Consider the following 15,718-nt stretch of genomic DNA (forward strand, 5'->3'; position numbering starts at 1 on the left):
GGCACCCCACTATCGCGACATGAGCGGCAATCCGCAACCTTCCCCCTATCGTCCCGATCCGGCCATCGCGGGCATTGCAGTCTGGATCGCCGATCCGGTCCGCCCCGCCGATTTCCCGCAGGCGACGATCCGTTTCCGCAACGGGCGCTGGGCAGAGGCGGTCGGTCTTGGCGGGTTGGACGATGATGAATGGACCCGCCATTTCGCGCGATTCGAACCGCTGGAGGGGAACCTGCCCCAGCCGCTGGCGCTGCGCTATCACGGGCACCAGTTCCGCACCTATAACCCTGAGATCGGCGACGGGCGCGGCTTCCTGTTCGCGCAGCTGCGCGGAAGGGACGACCGCCTGCTGGATCTTGGCACCAAGGGATCCGGCCAGACCCCTTATTCGCGTTTCGGCGACGGGCGGCTGACGCTGAAGGGCGCGGTTCGCGAAGTGCTGGCGACCGAGCAGCTGGAGGCGCTGGGCGTATATACCAGCAAGACATTCTCGGTCATCGAGACCGGAGAGCAGCTTGAGCGAGGCGACGAGCCCTCGCCGACTCGCTCTGCCGTGCTGGTGCGACTGAGCCATGGACACATCCGCATCGGCAGCTTCCAGCGCCTGGCCGCGCTGGAGCAGCACGAGCAGCTTGGCATGCTGACGGATTATGCGCTGCGGCACTATCCCGGTCCGCCGCCGCCCCCGGATGCCCTGGACCGCGAGCAGCCGCCGGTGCGCCTGCTGCACCTGGTCGTCGAACGGCTGGCGGACATGGCTGCGGCCTATGCCAGTGCCGGCTTCGTACACGGCGTGCTCAATACCGACAACATGAACATTTCGGGCGAGAGTTTCGATTACGGGCCGTGGCGCTTCCTGCCGCGCTGGGATCCGGCGTTCACGGCCGCCTATTTCGACCATAGCGGCCTCTATGCCTTTGGCCGGCAGGCCGAGGCGATCCACTGGAACTGCGCGCAGCTGGCGATCGCGCTGCGCCCGATATGCGAGGCGCCGCCGCTGGTCGCCGCGCTCGAGCGGTTTCCCGAGCTGTACACCGCCGCGATCCGCCGCCGTTTTGGCTGGCGGCTGGGCGTGACGCCCGAATGGATCGAAAGCGAGGCCGAAGCGGCGGGCAGGCTGGTCGAAACGGCGGAACAGGCCATGCGCGAGAGCGACATGCAGCCCGACGCCTTCCTGTTCGCGGCGCGGACCGGGCAGCTGTCGGGCGAGGGCGCGGCAGCGGATGTCGCGGCGATCCTGGCCGAGGCGGACCGGCCGGTGGACGACCACCCCTATTGGAGCGAGGACGCGCCGCCGAGCATGCTGATCGAGGAAGTGGAGGCGATCTGGGCCGACATCGACCGCGGCGATGATTGGTCCGCCCTTCATGCCAAGGTCGACGCGCTGCGCCGCATGGGCGAAGCACATGGCCCGGCGCCCCGACCCGCAGGGCAGCCGGACTAGCCTATTCGGCGGCGGGTTGCTGTTGTTCCTGCGGCGAGGCGATGATGCGCGGCTCCACGCTGACCCCGAACAGCCGCCACTCGCCGTTCTGCCACTGGAACGCCATGTCGAACACCACTGCGCGCGGGCGCAGCGGGAAATAGCCCTGGACCTGGAACACATCTGGCCGCAGCAATTGCGGCGGCGCGGTATAGCTGGGCGCGGTCAGCAGCGTGGTCGTCAGGTCGATGCGGCTGGCGCGCAGCCCGGCGAAGATCTGCGACAGCTTTGACGGGTCGTTCGCGATCTGGAAGCCCGTTGCCGAACTGTCGCGCAGCACGGTGTAATTGCCGCTGCCGTTCGCATTGGCGATCGTCACCATCGTGGACCAGATCAGCCGGGCCAGCTCCATCTCGCTGGGGACGGGCGCGGCGGCTGGCGGCGGGACATTGCTGCCCTGCGGCACGGGGGCAGGTTGCTGCGCGGCGGGGGCCGGCTGTTCCTGCGCTCCGGCGGTCGCGCCGGGGACAAGCAGCACGGCCGCCAGCGGCGCCGCGGCACCGCGTACAAGAAGGCCGATGGGCGAACGCAGATCGAAAAGCTTCATGGGCACGGGTTCTAGCGGTCGCCGCGCGCTTGGCAATGGGGTCGCAGCACCCATATTCCACGCGCGGCCCGAAACGCCGCCGTGACCATGACGCTCCGCCGGGGCGCTCCACTGGTCAGCGCGGCATCAATGGGTTAGATCCTGTGCCACCCTTCCAGGCACGCATTCGACGGAGCCAACTTGACCACCGAACTGACCTCGATCGAACCCGCCACTGGCGAGATTTTCTGGCACGGCACAACGGGCGATCGCAACCGGATCCTCGATGCCTCGCGCACTGCCTTTTCGTCGTGGGCGGCAGAGCCGATGGCGCGCCGGATCGAATTGCTGCAGCGCTTCGCCAACCAGGTGCGCAGCGATGCCGACGGGCTGGCGCGGCTGATCGCGCGCGAAACCGGCAAGCCCATGTGGGAGGCTGAGACCGAGGTTCAGGCCGTTCTGGGCAAGGTCGACATTTCGATCACCGCGCAGGCGGAACGCGCGGGCAACCGCGCCAGCGAAGGCGCGATGGGCGCGAAAAGCGCGCTGCGGCACAAGCCGCATGGCGTGATGGCGGTGCTGGGGCCGTATAATTTCCCCGCTCATCTGCCCAACGGCCATATCGTGCCTGCCCTGCTGGCGGGCAACACGGTGGTGTTCAAGCCTTCCGAAAAGACCCCCGCGGTGGGCGAACGGCTGGTCGGCTATTTCCGCGCGGCCGGCTTTCCCGACAATGTCGTGCAATTGCTGCTGGGCGGCCCGGACGAAGGCCGCGCGCTGACCGCGGATCCGCGCATCGACGGCGTGCTGTTCACCGGATCGTCGCAGACCGGAGTCGCCATACGCAAGGCGCTGGCCGAACGGCCCGGGATCATCACCGCGCTGGAAATGGGCGGGAATAATCCGCTGATCGTTTGGGATACGCCGCTGCTGCAGGATGCCGCCGCGACCATCGTGCAATCGGCCTTCACCACGGCGGGCCAGCGCTGCACCGCCGCGCGGCGGCTGATCGTGCGCGACACCATGTACGAACGCGTGATGGAAGCGCTGACGAAGTTGGTCGACCGCATCATCGTCGGCGCGCCCTTCGACCAGCCCTCGCCGTTCATGGGGCCGGTGATCGACAATGCCGCCGCCGACATCGTCGTGCGCGGCTATCAGGGCATCGTGTCGCGCGGCGGCAAAATGATCCGGCCCGTCGAACGCAAGGTGGAAGGCCTGCCGTTCCTGACCCCCGGCATCGTCGACGTGACCGAAATGGAAGGCAGGCGGGACGAGGAATTGTTCGGCCCGCTGCTGCAGGTGATCCGCGTGTCCAACTTCAAGGCCGCGCTGGAGGAAGCGAACAACACCAGCTATGGCCTTTCGGCATCGCTTCTGGGCGGCACGCCGGAACTCTACGGACGCTTCTGGCGCGAGATCCGGGCGGGCATCGTCAACTGGAACCGGCCCACCAACGGGGCATCGTCGAATGCGCCCTTCGGCGGTGTGGGCCTGTCGGGCAATCATCGTCCGGGGGCCTATTACGCGGTCGATTATTGCAACTATCCGGTCGCATCGGCGGAAGTGGACCAGCCCCGCGCGATGATCGGCGTGGGGCTTACGCAATGATCACACGCGAATAGCAAAAGGCCGCGCCCCAATGCCGGGACGCGGCCTCCCCCTGCTTGCGCTACCGATCAACGGCAGCGAGCATCGCTCTTGTCGATGGCGCGGCCCAGCAGGGCACCGCCCGCGGCGCCCAGGATTGCGCCCATCGTCTTGTCCTTCAGGATCTCATGCCCGGCCAGTCCGCCAACCGCGCCGCCGATCAGAAGGCCGGTCGTGCCGTTTTCCTTCTTGCAGTAGTAGCGGCCGTCATCGCCCCGCCACACCCGGCTGTCGCCGCGCACACGCTCATCGCGGTCATAGCGGTCATAGCGGCTGTCGTAGCGGTCGTACCGGTCATAGCGGCCGTACCGGTCGCGATCGCGGTGCTTGTTGCGGCGGTCGTGATTGGCGTTCACATCCGCGACAGTCGCGATCTGCGAAGTCTGGGCCGAAGCCGCCTGCATCGGAAAGGCTGCCGCCTGCGCGGCGGGAGCCGACAGGGCCATCGCGGGAACCGCCGCTGCCAGGGCAAGGGTGCGAAGCTTCAGGAACTGGGCCATATTCTTTCTCCTTCAAATCCGTATCCGCTTCGGCTCAGTGCCCTCAGCGTCTTGAGTTCATAATTAGGGACGCGAATGTGAACGGTTGCCGAATGGCTCGTTTATTTTCACATTAAGTGTGTTTTTTCTGAACGGCTCGCCGCCAAGGTGGCACGTTTTGCCTTTGCTTTGCCGCGCAAGCCGCCTAGGCGCGCGACAATCATGAGCAGCAACGCACCCTCCTCGCCCGCGCCGAAATCAGGCCTGCCCTTCGCGCTGGGCGCCTATTCGCTGTGGGGTGTGCTGCCGCTCTACCTGGTGCTGCTGAACGCGGTGAACCCCTTCGCGCTGGTCGGATGGCGCACCTTGTGGACGATCCCCGTCTGCGCCATCGCCGTTGCGGCCCGCGGCCAGATCGCCGAGGTCAAGGCCGCCTTGTCGAATCCGCGGGTTTTCGGCGTGCTCGTAATCTCCAGCGCGCTGATCAGCATCAACTGGGTGGTCTATATCGTCGCGGTGCAGCGCGGCGCGTTCTATGCGGCCAGCCTGGGGTATTACATCAACCCGCTGGTCAATGTGCTGCTGGGCACGATCTTCCTGAAGGAAAGACTGAGCCGGCTGCAGTGGATCGCGGTCGGCGTGGCGGCGATCGGCGTGGCCATCCTGGCGTTCGAGGCGGTCGATACGCTTTACATCAGCCTGACCCTGGCGCTGAGCTTCGCCGCCTATGGCCTGCTTCGAAAGCGCGTGCCTGTCGGGTCGCTGCCCGGCCTGTCGATCGAGGTGCTGGTGCTGGCGATTCCCGCGGTGATCGCAATCGCGCTAGCGCCCCAAGCAAGCAGCGGGCTGAACGCCGACTTCGGCCTCAACGCATTGCTGTTCGGGGCGGGTCTGTGGACGGCCATCCCGCTCCTGCTGTTCGCCACGGCGGCGCGCAGGATGGAATATTCCACGCTGGGCTTCGTGCAGTTCATGGCGCCGACCATCGTCTTCATCCTGGGCCTTACCGTACTGGGAGAGCCGCTCGATCCCGTTCGCCTGGTCTGCTTCCTGTTCATCTGGGCCGCCATCGCCATCTTCTGCGTCGATCTGCTGATGCGCGCACGGGCCAGGCGCCGCCCCGCCCCGATCGCCTGACGGCATCGCTTGCCTGACGGCATCGCTTGCCTGACGGCGGTGTCGGGCCACGCCGGACCCAATCGGCGGGTTGAGGCGTATCTGTATAGACCCCATTCGACATGGCACCACGGCAAGAGCCAAGGAGAGCAGGCCCCATGAACCAACCATCTTCCCGTCACGACGTGACCCGCCTTGCAGACCGCGCGATCATCCGGCTTACTGGCGAAGGGGAGAACATGACCGAATTCCTGCAGGGCCTGGTGACCAGCGACGTCACGGGGCCGCTGCCGGTCTGGACCGCGCTGCTATCGCCGCAGGGCAAGGTGCTGTTCGATTTCTTCATCTGGCCCAGCGGCGAGGATCTGCTGATCGATTGCGAACGGGAATTTGCAGACGATCTGGTGAAGAAGCTCTCGCTCTATCGCCTTCGCCGCAAGATCGCCATCGCGGTGGATCCCAAGGTCGAAGTCCACTGGATCAGCCACCGCGGCGACGGCGGTGCCGACGATCCCCGCCTGGCCGCACTGGGGCAGCGCTGGCTGCTGCCCGCGTCGGATGAGCACCAGGGGCAGAGCGCCGATGGCGCCTATCTTGCGCATCGGCTGTCGCTGGGCGTGACCGAGGGCCGCGCCGAACTGGGCCATGACCAGACCTTGTGGCTGGAATGCAACGCGGCAGAGCTGCACGGCGTCAACTTCCGCAAGGGTTGCTATGTCGGGCAGGAGAATACGGCGCGCATGAACTGGCGGCAGAAAGTGAACCGGCGTCTGTTGGTCGTGCCGCTGGACCGGTCGGACGAAGGGCGGCGCCGGATTGCCTATGAGGATCTGGACGTCGCGGTGGATCATGTGCGGATCGCCGATGTGGACAGCGACCTGTGGCCCGGGTGGCTTGCCCTGGATCTGCAGCCGAAGGACTAGACGCTTTCGCCGCGCGGCAGCGTCGCGATCAGCTGGCGGGCGGCAAGCTCGCGCGCCCTCTCGCGCGGAAGGTCCAGCGATTGCGCCAGCGAGTCGCCGATTGTGGCATCGCCCAGCGCCTGCAGGACCAGCGTCATCGTGGCCTCGCGGATCAGGCGCCAGTCTTCGCCCTCGGCGCTCAGTTCCTCAACCAGATTGTGGATCGTGTCGAAAATGGGATCCAGCGTGTCGCGATTGCCCGACACCATTGTCCAGCTGGCGAGCGCGCCGGCCCCTTCCCTGCCGAAGGCGTCGAACACCAGATCGACCAGTTCGCGTGCGGTCCCCTCGCCCGCGCGCCGCTTGTTCACGGCCTGCGCGATCGATTCGCAGATCGAATCGGCCAAGAAGCCGGCCAGCGCCTTTTGCAATCCGGCGGCACTGCCGAAATGATGGAGCAGGTTGGAATGGGTACGCCCGATCCGCGCCGCCACGGCCTTGAGCGTAAGCGACTGCGGTCCAGTCTCGATCAGCAATTCACGCGCCGCAAGCAATGCCGCGCGCTGGCTGTCTTCCTGGCTTAATCGTTTTCGTGTTGCCACCGGCCCTCAATTACTCAGACGCGACCCGGCAATTGGGATACACAATTCGCCTGTTTCTTCAAGGAACTATGGCGACGCGACAGACGCCTTTTCTTCAGGTGAAGGCTGGCTTCACGCGGCCTGCAGTTCGACGCCGGGCATGGTGCGCGGTCCGGAAGGGTCGGGCAGCTGCGCCATCAGCGTCAGCACGGCTTCCTCCACCTCCTCGAACAGGCCAAGGTGGCGGAAGGCGGGCGCCAGCCAGATGCGCGGCTGCCAGCGGCCCTTGCGCACGATGAAACCGGCGGTCCCGGCAACGCGGTCCTGCCCGATGGTCGGCATGGTCACGATCAGCGGATGGGCCAGTTCGGCCGCACGCAGCGGATCATGCGCAGCAGGCACGCCTGCGCGATCGATATTGGCACGATCCTCGGGCCATGCGGGCCGAAGAAACAGATTTTCACTACGGATAAACAAGGTTCCGCTCCCCATTGTCGCGATCGCTTTACTAGAGTCGCCGCGTTTCATTATGGTGATAGCCGGCAAAGATTTATTTGCCGTATAGGCTGAATGCGCCCTCTAACTCGCTGATAAGATTTCGGTTCCCGGCAGATGCGAAAAAGGGAGACAGCGCGTGGCCCTCTCCCTTCAGGCCGGTCGAAGCCGGCGGGGCCGTCCGTTTTACGAGACGACCTATCGCTTGCGGCTGACCCTTACTCGGCGGCTTCCGCCATCGCGTCGACCGACACGTATTTGCGGCCAAGCTTGCCGTCGTGGAAACGGACCTTGCCCTCGGACAGCGCGAACAGCGTGTGGTCGCGGCCCATGCCGACGTTCACGCCCGGGTACACCCTTGTCCCGCGCTGACGGATGATGATGTTGCCGCCGACGACTTCCTGGCCGCCGAACTTCTTGACGCCAAGGCGACGGCCCGCTGAGTCGCGACCGTTGCGCGAGGAGCCGCCTGCTTTTTTATGTGCCATGGTGTGATGCTCCTACTTTGGTGTTCAGCCGACCGACACGATGCGCAGCAGGGTCATCTGCTGGCGGTGTCCGTTCCGACGGCGATAATTGTGACGGCGACGCTTCTTGAAGACGATCACCTTCTCCGACTTGGCCTGCGCGATGATTTCGGCCGAGACCTTGACCTTCGACGCGTCCTTCAGCTCCGAGCCTTCGCCCGCGAGCAGAATGTCGCCCAGTTCGATCTTGTCGCCGGCGTCGCCCGCCAGCTTCTCGACCGCGATCTTGTCTCCTTCGGCGACGCGATACTGCTTGCCGCCCGTGCGCACGATTGCGAACATGTTAAAACCTGTCTGTTCTGCCGCGAAGCCACGACCCGGCGTCAATGCGCCGGCGTTGTATCCGTGCCGATCTGCGGACGTTTCACCGGCCCAATGCGATTGCAGCGCGCAAAAGCACTTGAAATGCCGGATGGAGCGGTGCCCGTTACTGGCAATGGTTCATCCTGTCAATTCCAAAGGACCGTCAGCCTTTCCCGGCCCGCGATCCGGCCTCTATCTGGGTGCTGGCGCGGCGGATGCAAGCTGCTATCAGGCGTGGTCATGACAGCACCGAGCCCTTTCTTTCTCCTGCTTCCCGCCGCCCTGGCGTTGACCGCCTGCGCGACCGATACGCGCTACCCCTCGCTGGCCAAGCGAGATTTCGAGCGGGTGGAGGGCAATGCGCCCGCGGCAGAGCCCGATGTTCAGCCGCCGGTATCCGCGCAACCGCTGCCAGTGGGCCTGGAGGAGCGGCTCGACGAACTGCGGCAAAAGGCGCGCGACGCGCATGCCGAGTTCGAAAATCTGGCCGGCGCCGCCCGATCGCGCGCGCAGGCCGCCGCCGGTGCGCCGCAGGGCAGCACGCGCTGGTCCGACGCGATCGTCGCGATCAGCGATGTCGAATCGGCGCGCAGCGAGACGATGCTGGCGCTGGCCGAACTCGATTCGATGCTGGCGCTGGGGGCAGTCGCTGAAGCGCGGACCGACGACAATCGCGGGCTGACACAGATCGCCGCCGCGCGCGAGGATGTTGCCGCGCTGGTGGCGCAGGAAGATGCGGTACTGCAGGCGCTGACGGATCCGATCGGCAGCTAGGCGTTTTCACCCGACATCCGCCCAGCGCGACAGATCGTCGCGGTCCTGTTCGCGCGGCTCGACCCAGTGCCAGCCCTGCGCGGTCTGCTCGCGTTTCCAGAACCAGCTTTCGGATTTCAGATGGTCCATCACGAAGTCGCAGGCCTCGAACGCATCGCGCCGGTGGCGCGCACCGCAGGCGACCAGCACGATCGGATCGCCGGGATGCATGATTCCCTCGCGGTGGATCACCAGCAGGCCGGTCAATCGCCAGTGCCGCTCCGCCCGCATCGCGAGCTGGTCCATGCCGGACAGGGTCAGCGGTGCGTAATGGCGCAGTTCCAGTGCAGTAACGGAATTGTCGCCCCCTTCGGCGCGGACCTTGCCCAGGAAGCTGACGATGCCGCCCGCATCCTGCCCGTCGCCGAACCGCTGCAGCTCGTGCGCGGGTTCGAAAGCCGCATGGGCAAGGCGAACATCCCGGATCATGCGCAGTCCGTCAGCCACCGCTGACGGGGGGCAGGAAGGCCAGTTCGTCGCCGTCGCCAGCGATCCAGTCGCCGGTGCCCGCCAGCGACCCGTTCAACGCCACGCGCACATTGCCGGAAGAAAGCGCGACGGCCAGCCTGGGCTCAAGCCGTTCGGCGATCTCCGCGAAACCCAGCGGCCTTTCAACGTCGAGCGACAGCGCGGGGGCCCCAGCCACATCCTCGAGCCTGCCCAGGAACAGCAGCGTAAGGGACATGTTCGCGCTAGCCGCCCGTGACCGACATGTGGCGGGGAAGCGCGGGAGCCTCGCCCGCCTGGCTTATGGCGAAATGATGCCGTTCGGGCTTGATCGCCATCGCCTCGTCCAGCGCATCGGCCAGCGCGCGGTCGGGATCCTGCGAGCGCACCGCGGCGCGCAGATCGACCTGCTCGCGCCCGCCCAGGCAGGCGTAGAGCTGGCCTGTCGCGGTCACCCGCACGCGGTTGCAGCCCTCGCAGAAATTGCCGGTCAGCGGCGTGATGAAGCCAAGCCGCCCGCCGGTCTCGGCAATGTTCACATAGCGCGACGGGCCGCCGGTGCGGTGCCCGCTGGGCGTCAGCGTCCAGCGCCGTTCCAGATCGCGGCGCACCGCGTCGAGCGGCAGGTAATGGTCGATCCGCTCGCCATCGACTTCGCCCAGCGGCATGACCTCGATCAGGGTCACGTCATGGCCCTGCCCGTGTGCCCATTCGATCATGTCCGGGATCTCGTGCTCGTTCACGCCCTTCAGCGCCACGGTGTTCAGCTTGACCTTCAAACCGGCTTCGCGAGCGGCCGCGATCCCCTGAAGCACAGCATCCAGCCGGTCGCGTCGCGCCAGCCGTTCGAACGCCGCCCGGTCCAGCGTATCGAGCGAGACATTGACCCGCCTGACCCCGGCCGCCGCCAGGTCCCCGGCAAATTCGGCAAGCTGCGTGCCGTTCGTCGTCAGGGTCAGCTCTTCCAGCCCGTTCCCGATCCGGCGGCCCAGCGCACGCACCAGTTCGATCATGTCGCGCCGCACCAGCGGCTCGCCGCCCGTCAGCCTGATCTTGGTCACGCCGCGGTCGATGAAGGCGATCGCCACGCGGTGCGCCTCCTCGAGGCTCAGCACCTCTGCGCGTGGCAGGAACTGCATGCGTTCGGGCATGCAATAGCTGCACCGCAGATCGCAGCGGTCGGTCAGCGACAGCCGCAAATAGGTAATGTGCCGGCCAAATCCATCGATCAGGGGGGACTGCGTTGCTGGGTTCATGCGCTGCATTGTGCCAGAGCGCTCAGCCCCCGCCAAGCGTTCCCGCAATCAGCAATTGACCGGTCACTCCGCCATTGGCGTGGAGGAAGGCGATGGCCGCGCGCATGGCGTCCTCATCGGGCGCAGCCAACGCGGGCGCGACCGCATTGACGCGCGCCGGGGCCGCCGCGCGCGCCAGCGCCGCGATCGCTTCCTCGCGCCAGCGATGGGGCTTGGGCTCGGCATGGTCGAAGCGCAGCACGATGGACCGGCACCCCTCGGCGACCAGCGCGACCGCCTGCGGCAGATGATGCTGGTGGAACACGGCCGCGGCGGCGAGCGGATCGGCCCCGGCCAGCTCGATCTCCAGAACGGCCTCGTCGCTCATCGGCGGTGCCGCTTCATCGTCATGCCGATCTTCTCGTCATGTTCGGCAATCGCCAGCTTGACGATCTTGACCTGCACCCATCTCACCCGCGCATCCTGCACGAACAGGGTGTCGCAGATATGGTCGGCCACCGCCTCGATCAGCTTGAAATGCACGCCCGGCGGCAAGGCCTGCGTCGCGGCGAACTTCAGGTCCATGTAGTTCTTGCTGGCGTCGAGCGGCGTATCCGGCTCGAACCGTCCAGGCATGTCCAGCTCCACCGCGATCGAGATGCGCAGCGGCTGGGGCTTGCCGGTTTCTTCCGAATAGATGCCGGTCAGCACGTCGACGACAAGGTCTTCGACCTCGAGGATCAGCGAATCGTTCATCTCATGATCCTCGATCATTGGCCCAGCGCGCGAAAATGGCGGTGGGCAGGATGCGGCGCGAATCGGTGCCGGGCGCTGGCACTTCGCGGACGGCCAGTTCGCCATGTTCGACCCGGCCCGGCAGGGCGGCGAATTGCTCGTCAAGCAGGCCGGCCAGCGACAGCGAGCTCATCCGCACGGCATAGGCGGTCAGGAACAGGAAGCGCGAATCGCCGTCCAGCAACTGGCGGCAATCGGCGATCAGCGGGGCAAGGCTTTCCTCGATCCGCCATGTCTCGTTCTTGGGGCCGCGGCCGAACTTGGGAGGGTCGAGGATGATGCCGTCATAGCGCCTCTCGCGGCGCACCTCGCGCGCGGCGAACTTGGCGGCGTCGTCGACCAGCCAGCGGACGGGCGCGTCATCCATGCCGCTGGCCGCCGCGTTGTCACGCGCCTGCGCCACCGATTTCTTGCTGGCATCGACATGCGCCACCGTCCCGCGCCGGGCGAGCGACAGCGAACCCACGCCGGTATAGCCGAACAGGTTCAGCGTCTGCGCATCCTCGATGCCTTCCAGCATCGCGTCCATCCAGTCCCAGACCGGCGCCATGTCGGGAAAGAAGCCAAGATGGCGGAACGGCGTGCATTGCGCGGTGAAAGATATCTCGCGCCACGAGAGCGGCCAGCCCTCCTCGGGCACGGGCCTTGAGAAGTGCCAGCGCCCGCCGCCATCGTCGTCCGAGCCGGGTACGAATTCGCCATGCGCGTCCCATTCGGCAAGGCGCGGTTTCCACATCGCCTGCGGTTCGGGCCGGATGAAGCGAAAAGGGCCATAGCTTTCGAATTTCCGCCCATCCCCGCTGTCGAGCAGGGCATAATCCGCCCAGCCCTCTCCGATCAGCAGTTGGGGCAGTTCGCCAAGCTGCGCCATCAGTCTGCGAGCGCGGGACTGGGTGTTGCGTGCTGCGCGACGAATGCTGCCACGGCGTCATAGGTGCCCGGCAGGTCGGTGCAGGCTTCCTCGCGGTCCATCAGGTCGGCAAGGCGCGGCGGCAGCCTGGGCGACACGCCGATGGCCGCCTCGACCGCGGGGCCGAACTTGGCCGCCGCCGCCGTGGCAAGGGTGACGACCGGCACCCCGCGCGGCAGATCGGCTTCCAGCGCAGCCGATAGGCCGATGGCGGTATGCGGATCGATCACCGCGCCGCAATTGTCATGCGCCCAGCGCATCGCCGCGCTCATCTGCCGGGCATCCACGCGCGCGCTGGCGAACAGGCTGGCCGATCCCTCGCGCTGGGCATTGGTCAGCTGCATCGCCTTCGCCCCTTCGAAGCCGCGCATCTGCTGGGCCAGCGCCGCACCGTCGCGACCGCCGGCATCGAACAGCAGCCGTTCGAAATTGCTGGATACCTGGATGTCCATCGACGGCGCATCGGTCGGCGTGACGCCGTGCGCCGAATAATCCCCCGACGACAGCGCCCGGTGGAGGATGTCGTTGACATTGGTCGCGACGATCAGCTTTTCAATCGGCAGGCCCATGCGCGCGGCGACATGGCCTGCGAAAACATCGCCGAAATTGCCGGTCGGCACGCTGAAGGCCGTCTTGCGATGCGGAGCGCCCAGCTGGATCGCGGCGGCGAAATAATAGACGACCTGCGCCATCAGCCGCGCCCAGTTGATCGAATTGACCGCGGTGATGCGGAACCGCCCGGTCATGTCGGTATCGGCGAACATGCGCTTCACCATCGCCTGCGCGTCGTCGAAGCTGGCATCTTCCAGCGCGATATTGTGCACGTTGGGCGCGATCACGCTGGTCATCTGGCGGCGCTGCACCTCGCTGACGCGGCCCTTGGGGTGGAGCATGAAGATATCGATCTTCTCGCGCCCCGCCACCGCGTCGATCGCCGCGCTGCCGGTATCGCCGCTGGTCGCCCCGACAATGGTCAGGTGCTGGTCGCTGCCCTTCAGGAACTCTTCGAACAGCAGGCCCAGAAGCTGCAGCGCCACGTCCTTGAACGCCAGCGTCGGGCCGTGGAACAGTTCGAGCAGCCAGTTGCGTTCGTCGAACTGGACCAGCGGGGTCACCGCCTTGTGCGCGAAGCGGCCATAGGCCTGGCGCGTCAGTTCAAGAAGCCGTTCGGGCGCGATACAGTCGCCGACGAAGGGCTGCATGACTTTCGCAGCCAGTTCGGCATAGGGAAGCCCGGCCATCGCAGCGATATCGTCACCGGAAAAGCGCGGCCATTCGCGCGGCACGTAAAGCCCGCCATCGCTGGCAAGGCCGGCAAGCGTGACCGAACGGAAATCGAGCGGCGCGGCGCTGCCCCTGGTGCTGATGTAATCCATGAAGCGCGCGGTTAGCCCCGCTGGCCTGCCATGGCAAGACGACTCGAAGGCCCGGCTTCAGTCGGCCGATTTCGCCTGCATGCGCCGCAGCGCAAGAAAATAGATGACAAGCGCGGTGATCGCGAAAAAGAACCACTGGAACGCATAGGCTATATGATTGTCAGGCAATGCGCGCGGATCGGGCGCGGCATTGGCGGCAAGCCCCTCGACCGGCGGGTCGGCGACCAGCCTTATGCCTTCGCCATAGCGCGTGATCCGCCCGGTCACTTCGCCCCCGTTCCAGCTTATGGGCTGGGGATCCTGCGTCCAGCCCAGCTGCACCGCCGCCGGATCGCCGCGGGCGGTGCGACAGCGGGCGATCTGGACCCAGCCCGCCTCACCATCGCTGTTGCGGCCGGCGATCGCGTCGCGGCCCAGCACTTCGGCACAGGTGAACGAGGACCGCCGATAATAGAGATCGTCATATTGATCGGACGCCCCCGGCCAGGCCACCGCGGTATCGTCCTGTGCCGCATCCGCATAGCGGGTCAGCAATTCATGCTTCCAGCTGGCACGCTGCAGCTGCCATACGCCCAGCCCGATCATGACGGCGACCGCCGCCAGCACCAGTATGGTCGGAATGATGGGTAGCCGGCGCATCATGCCTCAGGGTCGCGGCCACCGGCTTCGCGGGCGTCGCGGTGGTATTCGACGATCAGAAGAAGCCCCTTGGCGATACGCAGCCCGCCCAGCACCATGACCACCGTCAAGGGCACCCACAGGATGACATGCACCCAGAACGGCGGATCGGCCGACAGGTCGAACCAGATGGCAAGGCCGGTGATGATCGTGCCGATGATCAGCGTCAGGAACGCGGCGGGCCCATCGCCGACATTGAAGCGGTCATAGTTCAGCCCGCAACTGCCGCATTTCGAGGCGAAGCGGACCCAGCCCCCGGGAAAGCAGCCCGCGAACATAGTGGGGGCGGCGCAGCGCGGACATTCGCCGCGAACGGCTCCGCGCAGCGCAGCGCCCACATCCGGCCCCTGATCCGCGCGGGAGGACGGTTCCCCGGCCTCCCCGCGGTCGGGTTCGGTCAATGGGGGCGCCTTGCCAGATGCACCGACGGTCCGATCAATGGATGGTCGCACCCCAACCGCCCCACACATAGACGGCGATGAACAGGAACAGCCACACGACGTCGACGAAGTGCCAGTACCACGCCGCCGCTTCGAAACCGAAATGCTGGCGCGGCGTGAAGTCGCCCTTGTAGGCGCGCACGAGGCACACGATCAGCATGATGGTGCCGACGATGACGTGGAAGCCGTGGAAGCCGGTCGCCATGTAGAAGACCGAGCCATAGGTGTTCTCGCCGAAGGGGAACGGCGCGTGCATGTATTCATACGCCTGGATCATGCTGAACAGCACACCCAGGATGACGGTGAGCCACAGGCCCTGCTTCAGCCCCTCGCGGTCGCCGTGGATCAGCGAATGGTGCGCCCAGGTTACCGTGGTGCCCGAGCAGAGCAGGATCAGCGTGTTGAGCAGCGGCAGGTCGAACGGATCCATGACCGCCTCGATGCTCTCGGGCGGCCAGACGCCGCCGACCGTTTCGACCAGCTCGCTGGGGAACAGCGCGAAATCGAAAAAGGCCCAGAACCAGCCGACGAAGAACATCACTTCCGAAGCGATGAACAGGATCATGCCATAGCGCTGGTGAAGCTGGACGACAGGCGTGTGATCGCCCGCGCGTGCTTCCTTGATGATATTGCCGAACCAGCTGAACATCGAGATGATCAGCCCGATCACGCCCGCGATCAGCAGATAGGTGCCGAACGGATAATCGTGCATGAAGAACGCGAGACCCGTCGTCATCACCAGCGCCGAGAACGACGTCAGGAACGGCCAGGGATCGGTCGGCAGAATGTGATAGTCGTGGTTCTTGGTGCCGGCCATTTTCGCGTGTCTTCCCTTGTTGCTCGCGTAAGGGGGCGGCTGCGCCCCCTAGCAAAACCCAAACCTTTGCGCCGCGCTTTAGCCAGCGGACCCGGTATGGTCCAGAGGCTTTGCGCCGCTAATTCCGATATACGTCCGGCGCCCG

The 15,718-nt window shown here is 66.1% G+C and carries 21 protein-coding genes; 5 read left to right on the top strand and 16 right to left on the bottom strand.

Translation table 11 applies throughout. The annotated features are described in order from the left end of the window. Positions 1 to 19 precede the first annotated feature (19 nt). Positions 20 to 1,444, top strand: coding sequence for a protein adenylyltransferase SelO family protein (locus A9D14_RS08885; protein WP_066845437.1), 1,425 nt, complete (start codon positions 20 to 22; stop codon positions 1,442 to 1,444). A gap of 1 nt (position 1,445) precedes the next feature. Here A9D14_RS08885 and A9D14_RS08890 read toward each other — a convergent pair whose 3' ends face one another. Then, positions 1,446 to 2,030 (bottom strand): hypothetical protein, encoded by a 585-nt coding sequence (locus tag A9D14_RS08890; RefSeq protein WP_066845440.1) that lies wholly within the window; start codon positions 2,028 to 2,030, stop codon positions 1,446 to 1,448. Positions 2,031 to 2,210: 180 nt separating this feature from the next. On the opposite strand from A9D14_RS08890, the gene astD reads away from it, so the two are divergent. Continuing rightward, positions 2,211 to 3,620, top strand: coding sequence for a succinylglutamate-semialdehyde dehydrogenase (gene astD / locus A9D14_RS08895; RefSeq protein WP_066845442.1), 1,410 nt, complete (start codon positions 2,211 to 2,213; stop codon positions 3,618 to 3,620). Positions 3,621 to 3,688: 68 nt separating this feature from the next. On the opposite strand, the gene A9D14_RS08900 is transcribed toward astD, so the two are convergent. Beyond that, complete coding sequence (locus tag A9D14_RS08900) at positions 3,689 to 4,159, bottom strand: glycine zipper 2TM domain-containing protein (protein ID WP_066845443.1); 471 nt, start codon at positions 4,157 to 4,159, stop codon at positions 3,689 to 3,691. A 201-nt stretch (positions 4,160 to 4,360) separates the two neighbouring features. Here A9D14_RS08900 and rarD point away from each other — a divergent pair, with 201 nt between their 5' ends. Together rarD and ygfZ are read left to right on the top strand one after the other, a co-directional pair. Next, the gene (gene rarD, locus A9D14_RS08905; RefSeq protein WP_066845445.1) at positions 4,361 to 5,275 is read left to right on the top strand and encodes an EamA family transporter RarD; all 915 of its coding nucleotides are present in this window, start codon (positions 4,361 to 4,363) and stop codon (positions 5,273 to 5,275) included. 137 nt (positions 5,276 to 5,412) lie between these two features. Beyond that, the gene (gene ygfZ, locus A9D14_RS08910; RefSeq protein ID WP_066845448.1) at positions 5,413 to 6,177 is read left to right on the top strand and encodes a CAF17-like 4Fe-4S cluster assembly/insertion protein YgfZ; all 765 of its coding nucleotides are present in this window, start codon (positions 5,413 to 5,415) and stop codon (positions 6,175 to 6,177) included. Here ygfZ and A9D14_RS08915 read toward each other — a convergent pair. From A9D14_RS08915 to rplU, 4 genes are all read right to left on the bottom strand, one after another. After that, a complete protein-coding gene (locus A9D14_RS08915; protein ID WP_066845451.1) occupies positions 6,174 to 6,758 on the bottom strand; it encodes a TetR/AcrR family transcriptional regulator in 585 nt (194 codons plus the stop codon). The two genes, ygfZ and A9D14_RS08915, sit on opposite strands and share 4 nt — an antisense overlap. Before the next feature lie 111 nt (positions 6,759 to 6,869). Next, positions 6,870 to 7,214 carry a hypothetical protein gene (locus A9D14_RS08920; RefSeq protein WP_066845454.1) on the bottom strand — a complete coding sequence of 115 codons (345 nt, stop codon included), beginning with the start codon at positions 7,212 to 7,214 and terminating at the stop codon, positions 6,870 to 6,872. Positions 7,215 to 7,450: 236 nt separating this feature from the next. After that, a complete protein-coding gene (rpmA, locus tag A9D14_RS08925) occupies positions 7,451 to 7,720 on the bottom strand; it encodes a 50S ribosomal protein L27 (RefSeq protein WP_066845457.1) in 270 nt (89 codons plus the stop codon). 24 nt (positions 7,721 to 7,744) lie between these two features. Further along, positions 7,745 to 8,029, bottom strand: coding sequence for a 50S ribosomal protein L21 (gene rplU / locus A9D14_RS08930; RefSeq protein WP_232468481.1), 285 nt, complete (start codon positions 8,027 to 8,029; stop codon positions 7,745 to 7,747). Positions 8,030 to 8,302: 273 nt separating this feature from the next. Here rplU and A9D14_RS08935 point away from each other — a divergent pair, with 273 nt between their 5' ends. Next, positions 8,303 to 8,836: a hypothetical protein gene (locus tag A9D14_RS08935; protein ID WP_066845461.1), complete on the top strand. Its 534-nt coding sequence runs from the start codon at positions 8,303 to 8,305 to the stop codon at positions 8,834 to 8,836. Between the two features lie 6 nt (positions 8,837 to 8,842). On the opposite strand, the gene A9D14_RS08940 is transcribed toward A9D14_RS08935, so the two are convergent. The 10 genes from A9D14_RS08940 to A9D14_RS08985 are packed head-to-tail and all read right to left on the bottom strand — an operon-like array spanning position 8,843 to position 15,573. Then, positions 8,843 to 9,304 (bottom strand): molybdenum cofactor biosynthesis protein MoaE, encoded by a 462-nt coding sequence (locus A9D14_RS08940; protein ID WP_083987806.1) that lies wholly within the window; start codon positions 9,302 to 9,304, stop codon positions 8,843 to 8,845. 10 nt (positions 9,305 to 9,314) lie between these two features. Continuing rightward, a complete protein-coding gene (locus tag A9D14_RS08945; protein WP_066845462.1) occupies positions 9,315 to 9,560 on the bottom strand; it encodes a MoaD/ThiS family protein in 246 nt (81 codons plus the stop codon). A 7-nt stretch (positions 9,561 to 9,567) separates the two neighbouring features. Further along, on the bottom strand, positions 9,568 to 10,578 hold the full coding sequence (gene moaA / locus A9D14_RS08950; RefSeq protein ID WP_066848698.1) for a GTP 3',8-cyclase MoaA: 1,011 nt from the start codon (positions 10,576 to 10,578) through the stop codon (positions 9,568 to 9,570). A gap of 22 nt (positions 10,579 to 10,600) precedes the next feature. Beyond that, positions 10,601 to 10,945 (bottom strand): Rossmann fold domain-containing protein, encoded by a 345-nt coding sequence (locus A9D14_RS08955; protein ID WP_066845465.1) that lies wholly within the window; start codon positions 10,943 to 10,945, stop codon positions 10,601 to 10,603. After that, a complete protein-coding gene (locus A9D14_RS08960; protein ID WP_066848701.1) occupies positions 10,942 to 11,313 on the bottom strand; it encodes a dihydroneopterin aldolase in 372 nt (123 codons plus the stop codon). Before A9D14_RS08960 ends, A9D14_RS08955 begins: the two co-directional genes overlap by 4 nt. A 1-nt stretch (position 11,314) precedes the next feature. Then, positions 11,315 to 12,223: a class I SAM-dependent methyltransferase gene (locus A9D14_RS08965; RefSeq protein ID WP_066845468.1), complete on the bottom strand. Its 909-nt coding sequence runs from the start codon at positions 12,221 to 12,223 to the stop codon at positions 11,315 to 11,317. Continuing rightward, the gene (gene thrC / locus A9D14_RS08970; protein ID WP_066845470.1) at positions 12,223 to 13,638 is read right to left on the bottom strand and encodes a threonine synthase; all 1,416 of its coding nucleotides are present in this window, start codon (positions 13,636 to 13,638) and stop codon (positions 12,223 to 12,225) included. The genes A9D14_RS08965 and thrC overlap by 1 nt, the downstream gene beginning before the upstream one ends. Before the next feature lie 57 nt (positions 13,639 to 13,695). Further along, the gene (locus A9D14_RS08975; RefSeq protein WP_332459765.1) at positions 13,696 to 14,280 is read right to left on the bottom strand and encodes an SURF1 family protein; all 585 of its coding nucleotides are present in this window, start codon (positions 14,278 to 14,280) and stop codon (positions 13,696 to 13,698) included. Then, positions 14,277 to 14,717 carry a DUF983 domain-containing protein gene (locus A9D14_RS20030; protein ID WP_415877330.1) on the bottom strand — a complete coding sequence of 147 codons (441 nt, stop codon included), beginning with the start codon at positions 14,715 to 14,717 and terminating at the stop codon, positions 14,277 to 14,279. The genes A9D14_RS08975 and A9D14_RS20030 overlap by 4 nt, the downstream gene beginning before the upstream one ends. A gap of 34 nt (positions 14,718 to 14,751) precedes the next feature. Continuing rightward, complete coding sequence (locus A9D14_RS08985) at positions 14,752 to 15,573, bottom strand: cytochrome c oxidase subunit 3 (protein ID WP_066845474.1); 822 nt, start codon at positions 15,571 to 15,573, stop codon at positions 14,752 to 14,754. Positions 15,574 to 15,718 lie beyond the last annotated feature (145 nt).

This window comes from Croceicoccus marinus, assembly GCF_001661675.2.
In the GTDB taxonomy this organism is placed as follows: domain Bacteria; phylum Pseudomonadota; class Alphaproteobacteria; order Sphingomonadales; family Sphingomonadaceae; genus Croceicoccus; species Croceicoccus marinus.

What these genes read in the sequence shown, in the direction of transcription:
- A9D14_RS08885 (WP_066845437.1), top strand. Translation starts at nt 20, where the DNA reads ATGAGCGGCAATCCGCAACCTTCCCCCTATCGTCCCGATCCGGCCATC.
- A9D14_RS08890 (WP_066845440.1), bottom strand. Translation starts at nt 2,030, where the DNA reads ATGAAGCTTTTCGATCTGCGTTCGCCCATCGGCCTTCTTGTACGCGGT.
- A9D14_RS08900 (WP_066845443.1), bottom strand. Translation starts at nt 4,159, where the DNA reads ATGGCCCAGTTCCTGAAGCTTCGCACCCTTGCCCTGGCAGCGGCGGTT.
- rarD (WP_066845445.1), top strand. Translation starts at nt 4,361, where the DNA reads ATGAGCAGCAACGCACCCTCCTCGCCCGCGCCGAAATCAGGCCTGCCC.
- ygfZ (WP_066845448.1), top strand. Translation starts at nt 5,413, where the DNA reads ATGAACCAACCATCTTCCCGTCACGACGTGACCCGCCTTGCAGACCGC.
- rpmA (WP_066845457.1), bottom strand. Translation starts at nt 7,720, where the DNA reads ATGGCACATAAAAAAGCAGGCGGCTCCTCGCGCAACGGTCGCGACTCA.
- A9D14_RS08935 (WP_066845461.1), top strand. Translation starts at nt 8,303, where the DNA reads ATGACAGCACCGAGCCCTTTCTTTCTCCTGCTTCCCGCCGCCCTGGCG.
- A9D14_RS08940 (WP_083987806.1), bottom strand. Translation starts at nt 9,304, where the DNA reads ATGATCCGGGATGTTCGCCTTGCCCATGCGGCTTTCGAACCCGCGCAC.
- A9D14_RS08945 (WP_066845462.1), bottom strand. Translation starts at nt 9,560, where the DNA reads ATGTCCCTTACGCTGCTGTTCCTGGGCAGGCTCGAGGATGTGGCTGGG.
- moaA (WP_066848698.1), bottom strand. Translation starts at nt 10,578, where the DNA reads ATGAACCCAGCAACGCAGTCCCCCCTGATCGATGGATTTGGCCGGCAC.
- A9D14_RS08955 (WP_066845465.1), bottom strand. Translation starts at nt 10,945, where the DNA reads ATGAGCGACGAGGCCGTTCTGGAGATCGAGCTGGCCGGGGCCGATCCG.
- A9D14_RS08960 (WP_066848701.1), bottom strand. Translation starts at nt 11,313, where the DNA reads ATGAACGATTCGCTGATCCTCGAGGTCGAAGACCTTGTCGTCGACGTG.
- A9D14_RS08965 (WP_066845468.1), bottom strand. Translation starts at nt 12,223, where the DNA reads ATGGCGCAGCTTGGCGAACTGCCCCAACTGCTGATCGGAGAGGGCTGG.
- thrC (WP_066845470.1), bottom strand. Translation starts at nt 13,638, where the DNA reads ATGGATTACATCAGCACCAGGGGCAGCGCCGCGCCGCTCGATTTCCGT.
- A9D14_RS08975 (WP_332459765.1), bottom strand. Translation starts at nt 14,280, where the DNA reads ATGATGCGCCGGCTACCCATCATTCCGACCATACTGGTGCTGGCGGCG.
- A9D14_RS08985 (WP_066845474.1), bottom strand. Translation starts at nt 15,573, where the DNA reads ATGGCCGGCACCAAGAACCACGACTATCACATTCTGCCGACCGATCCC.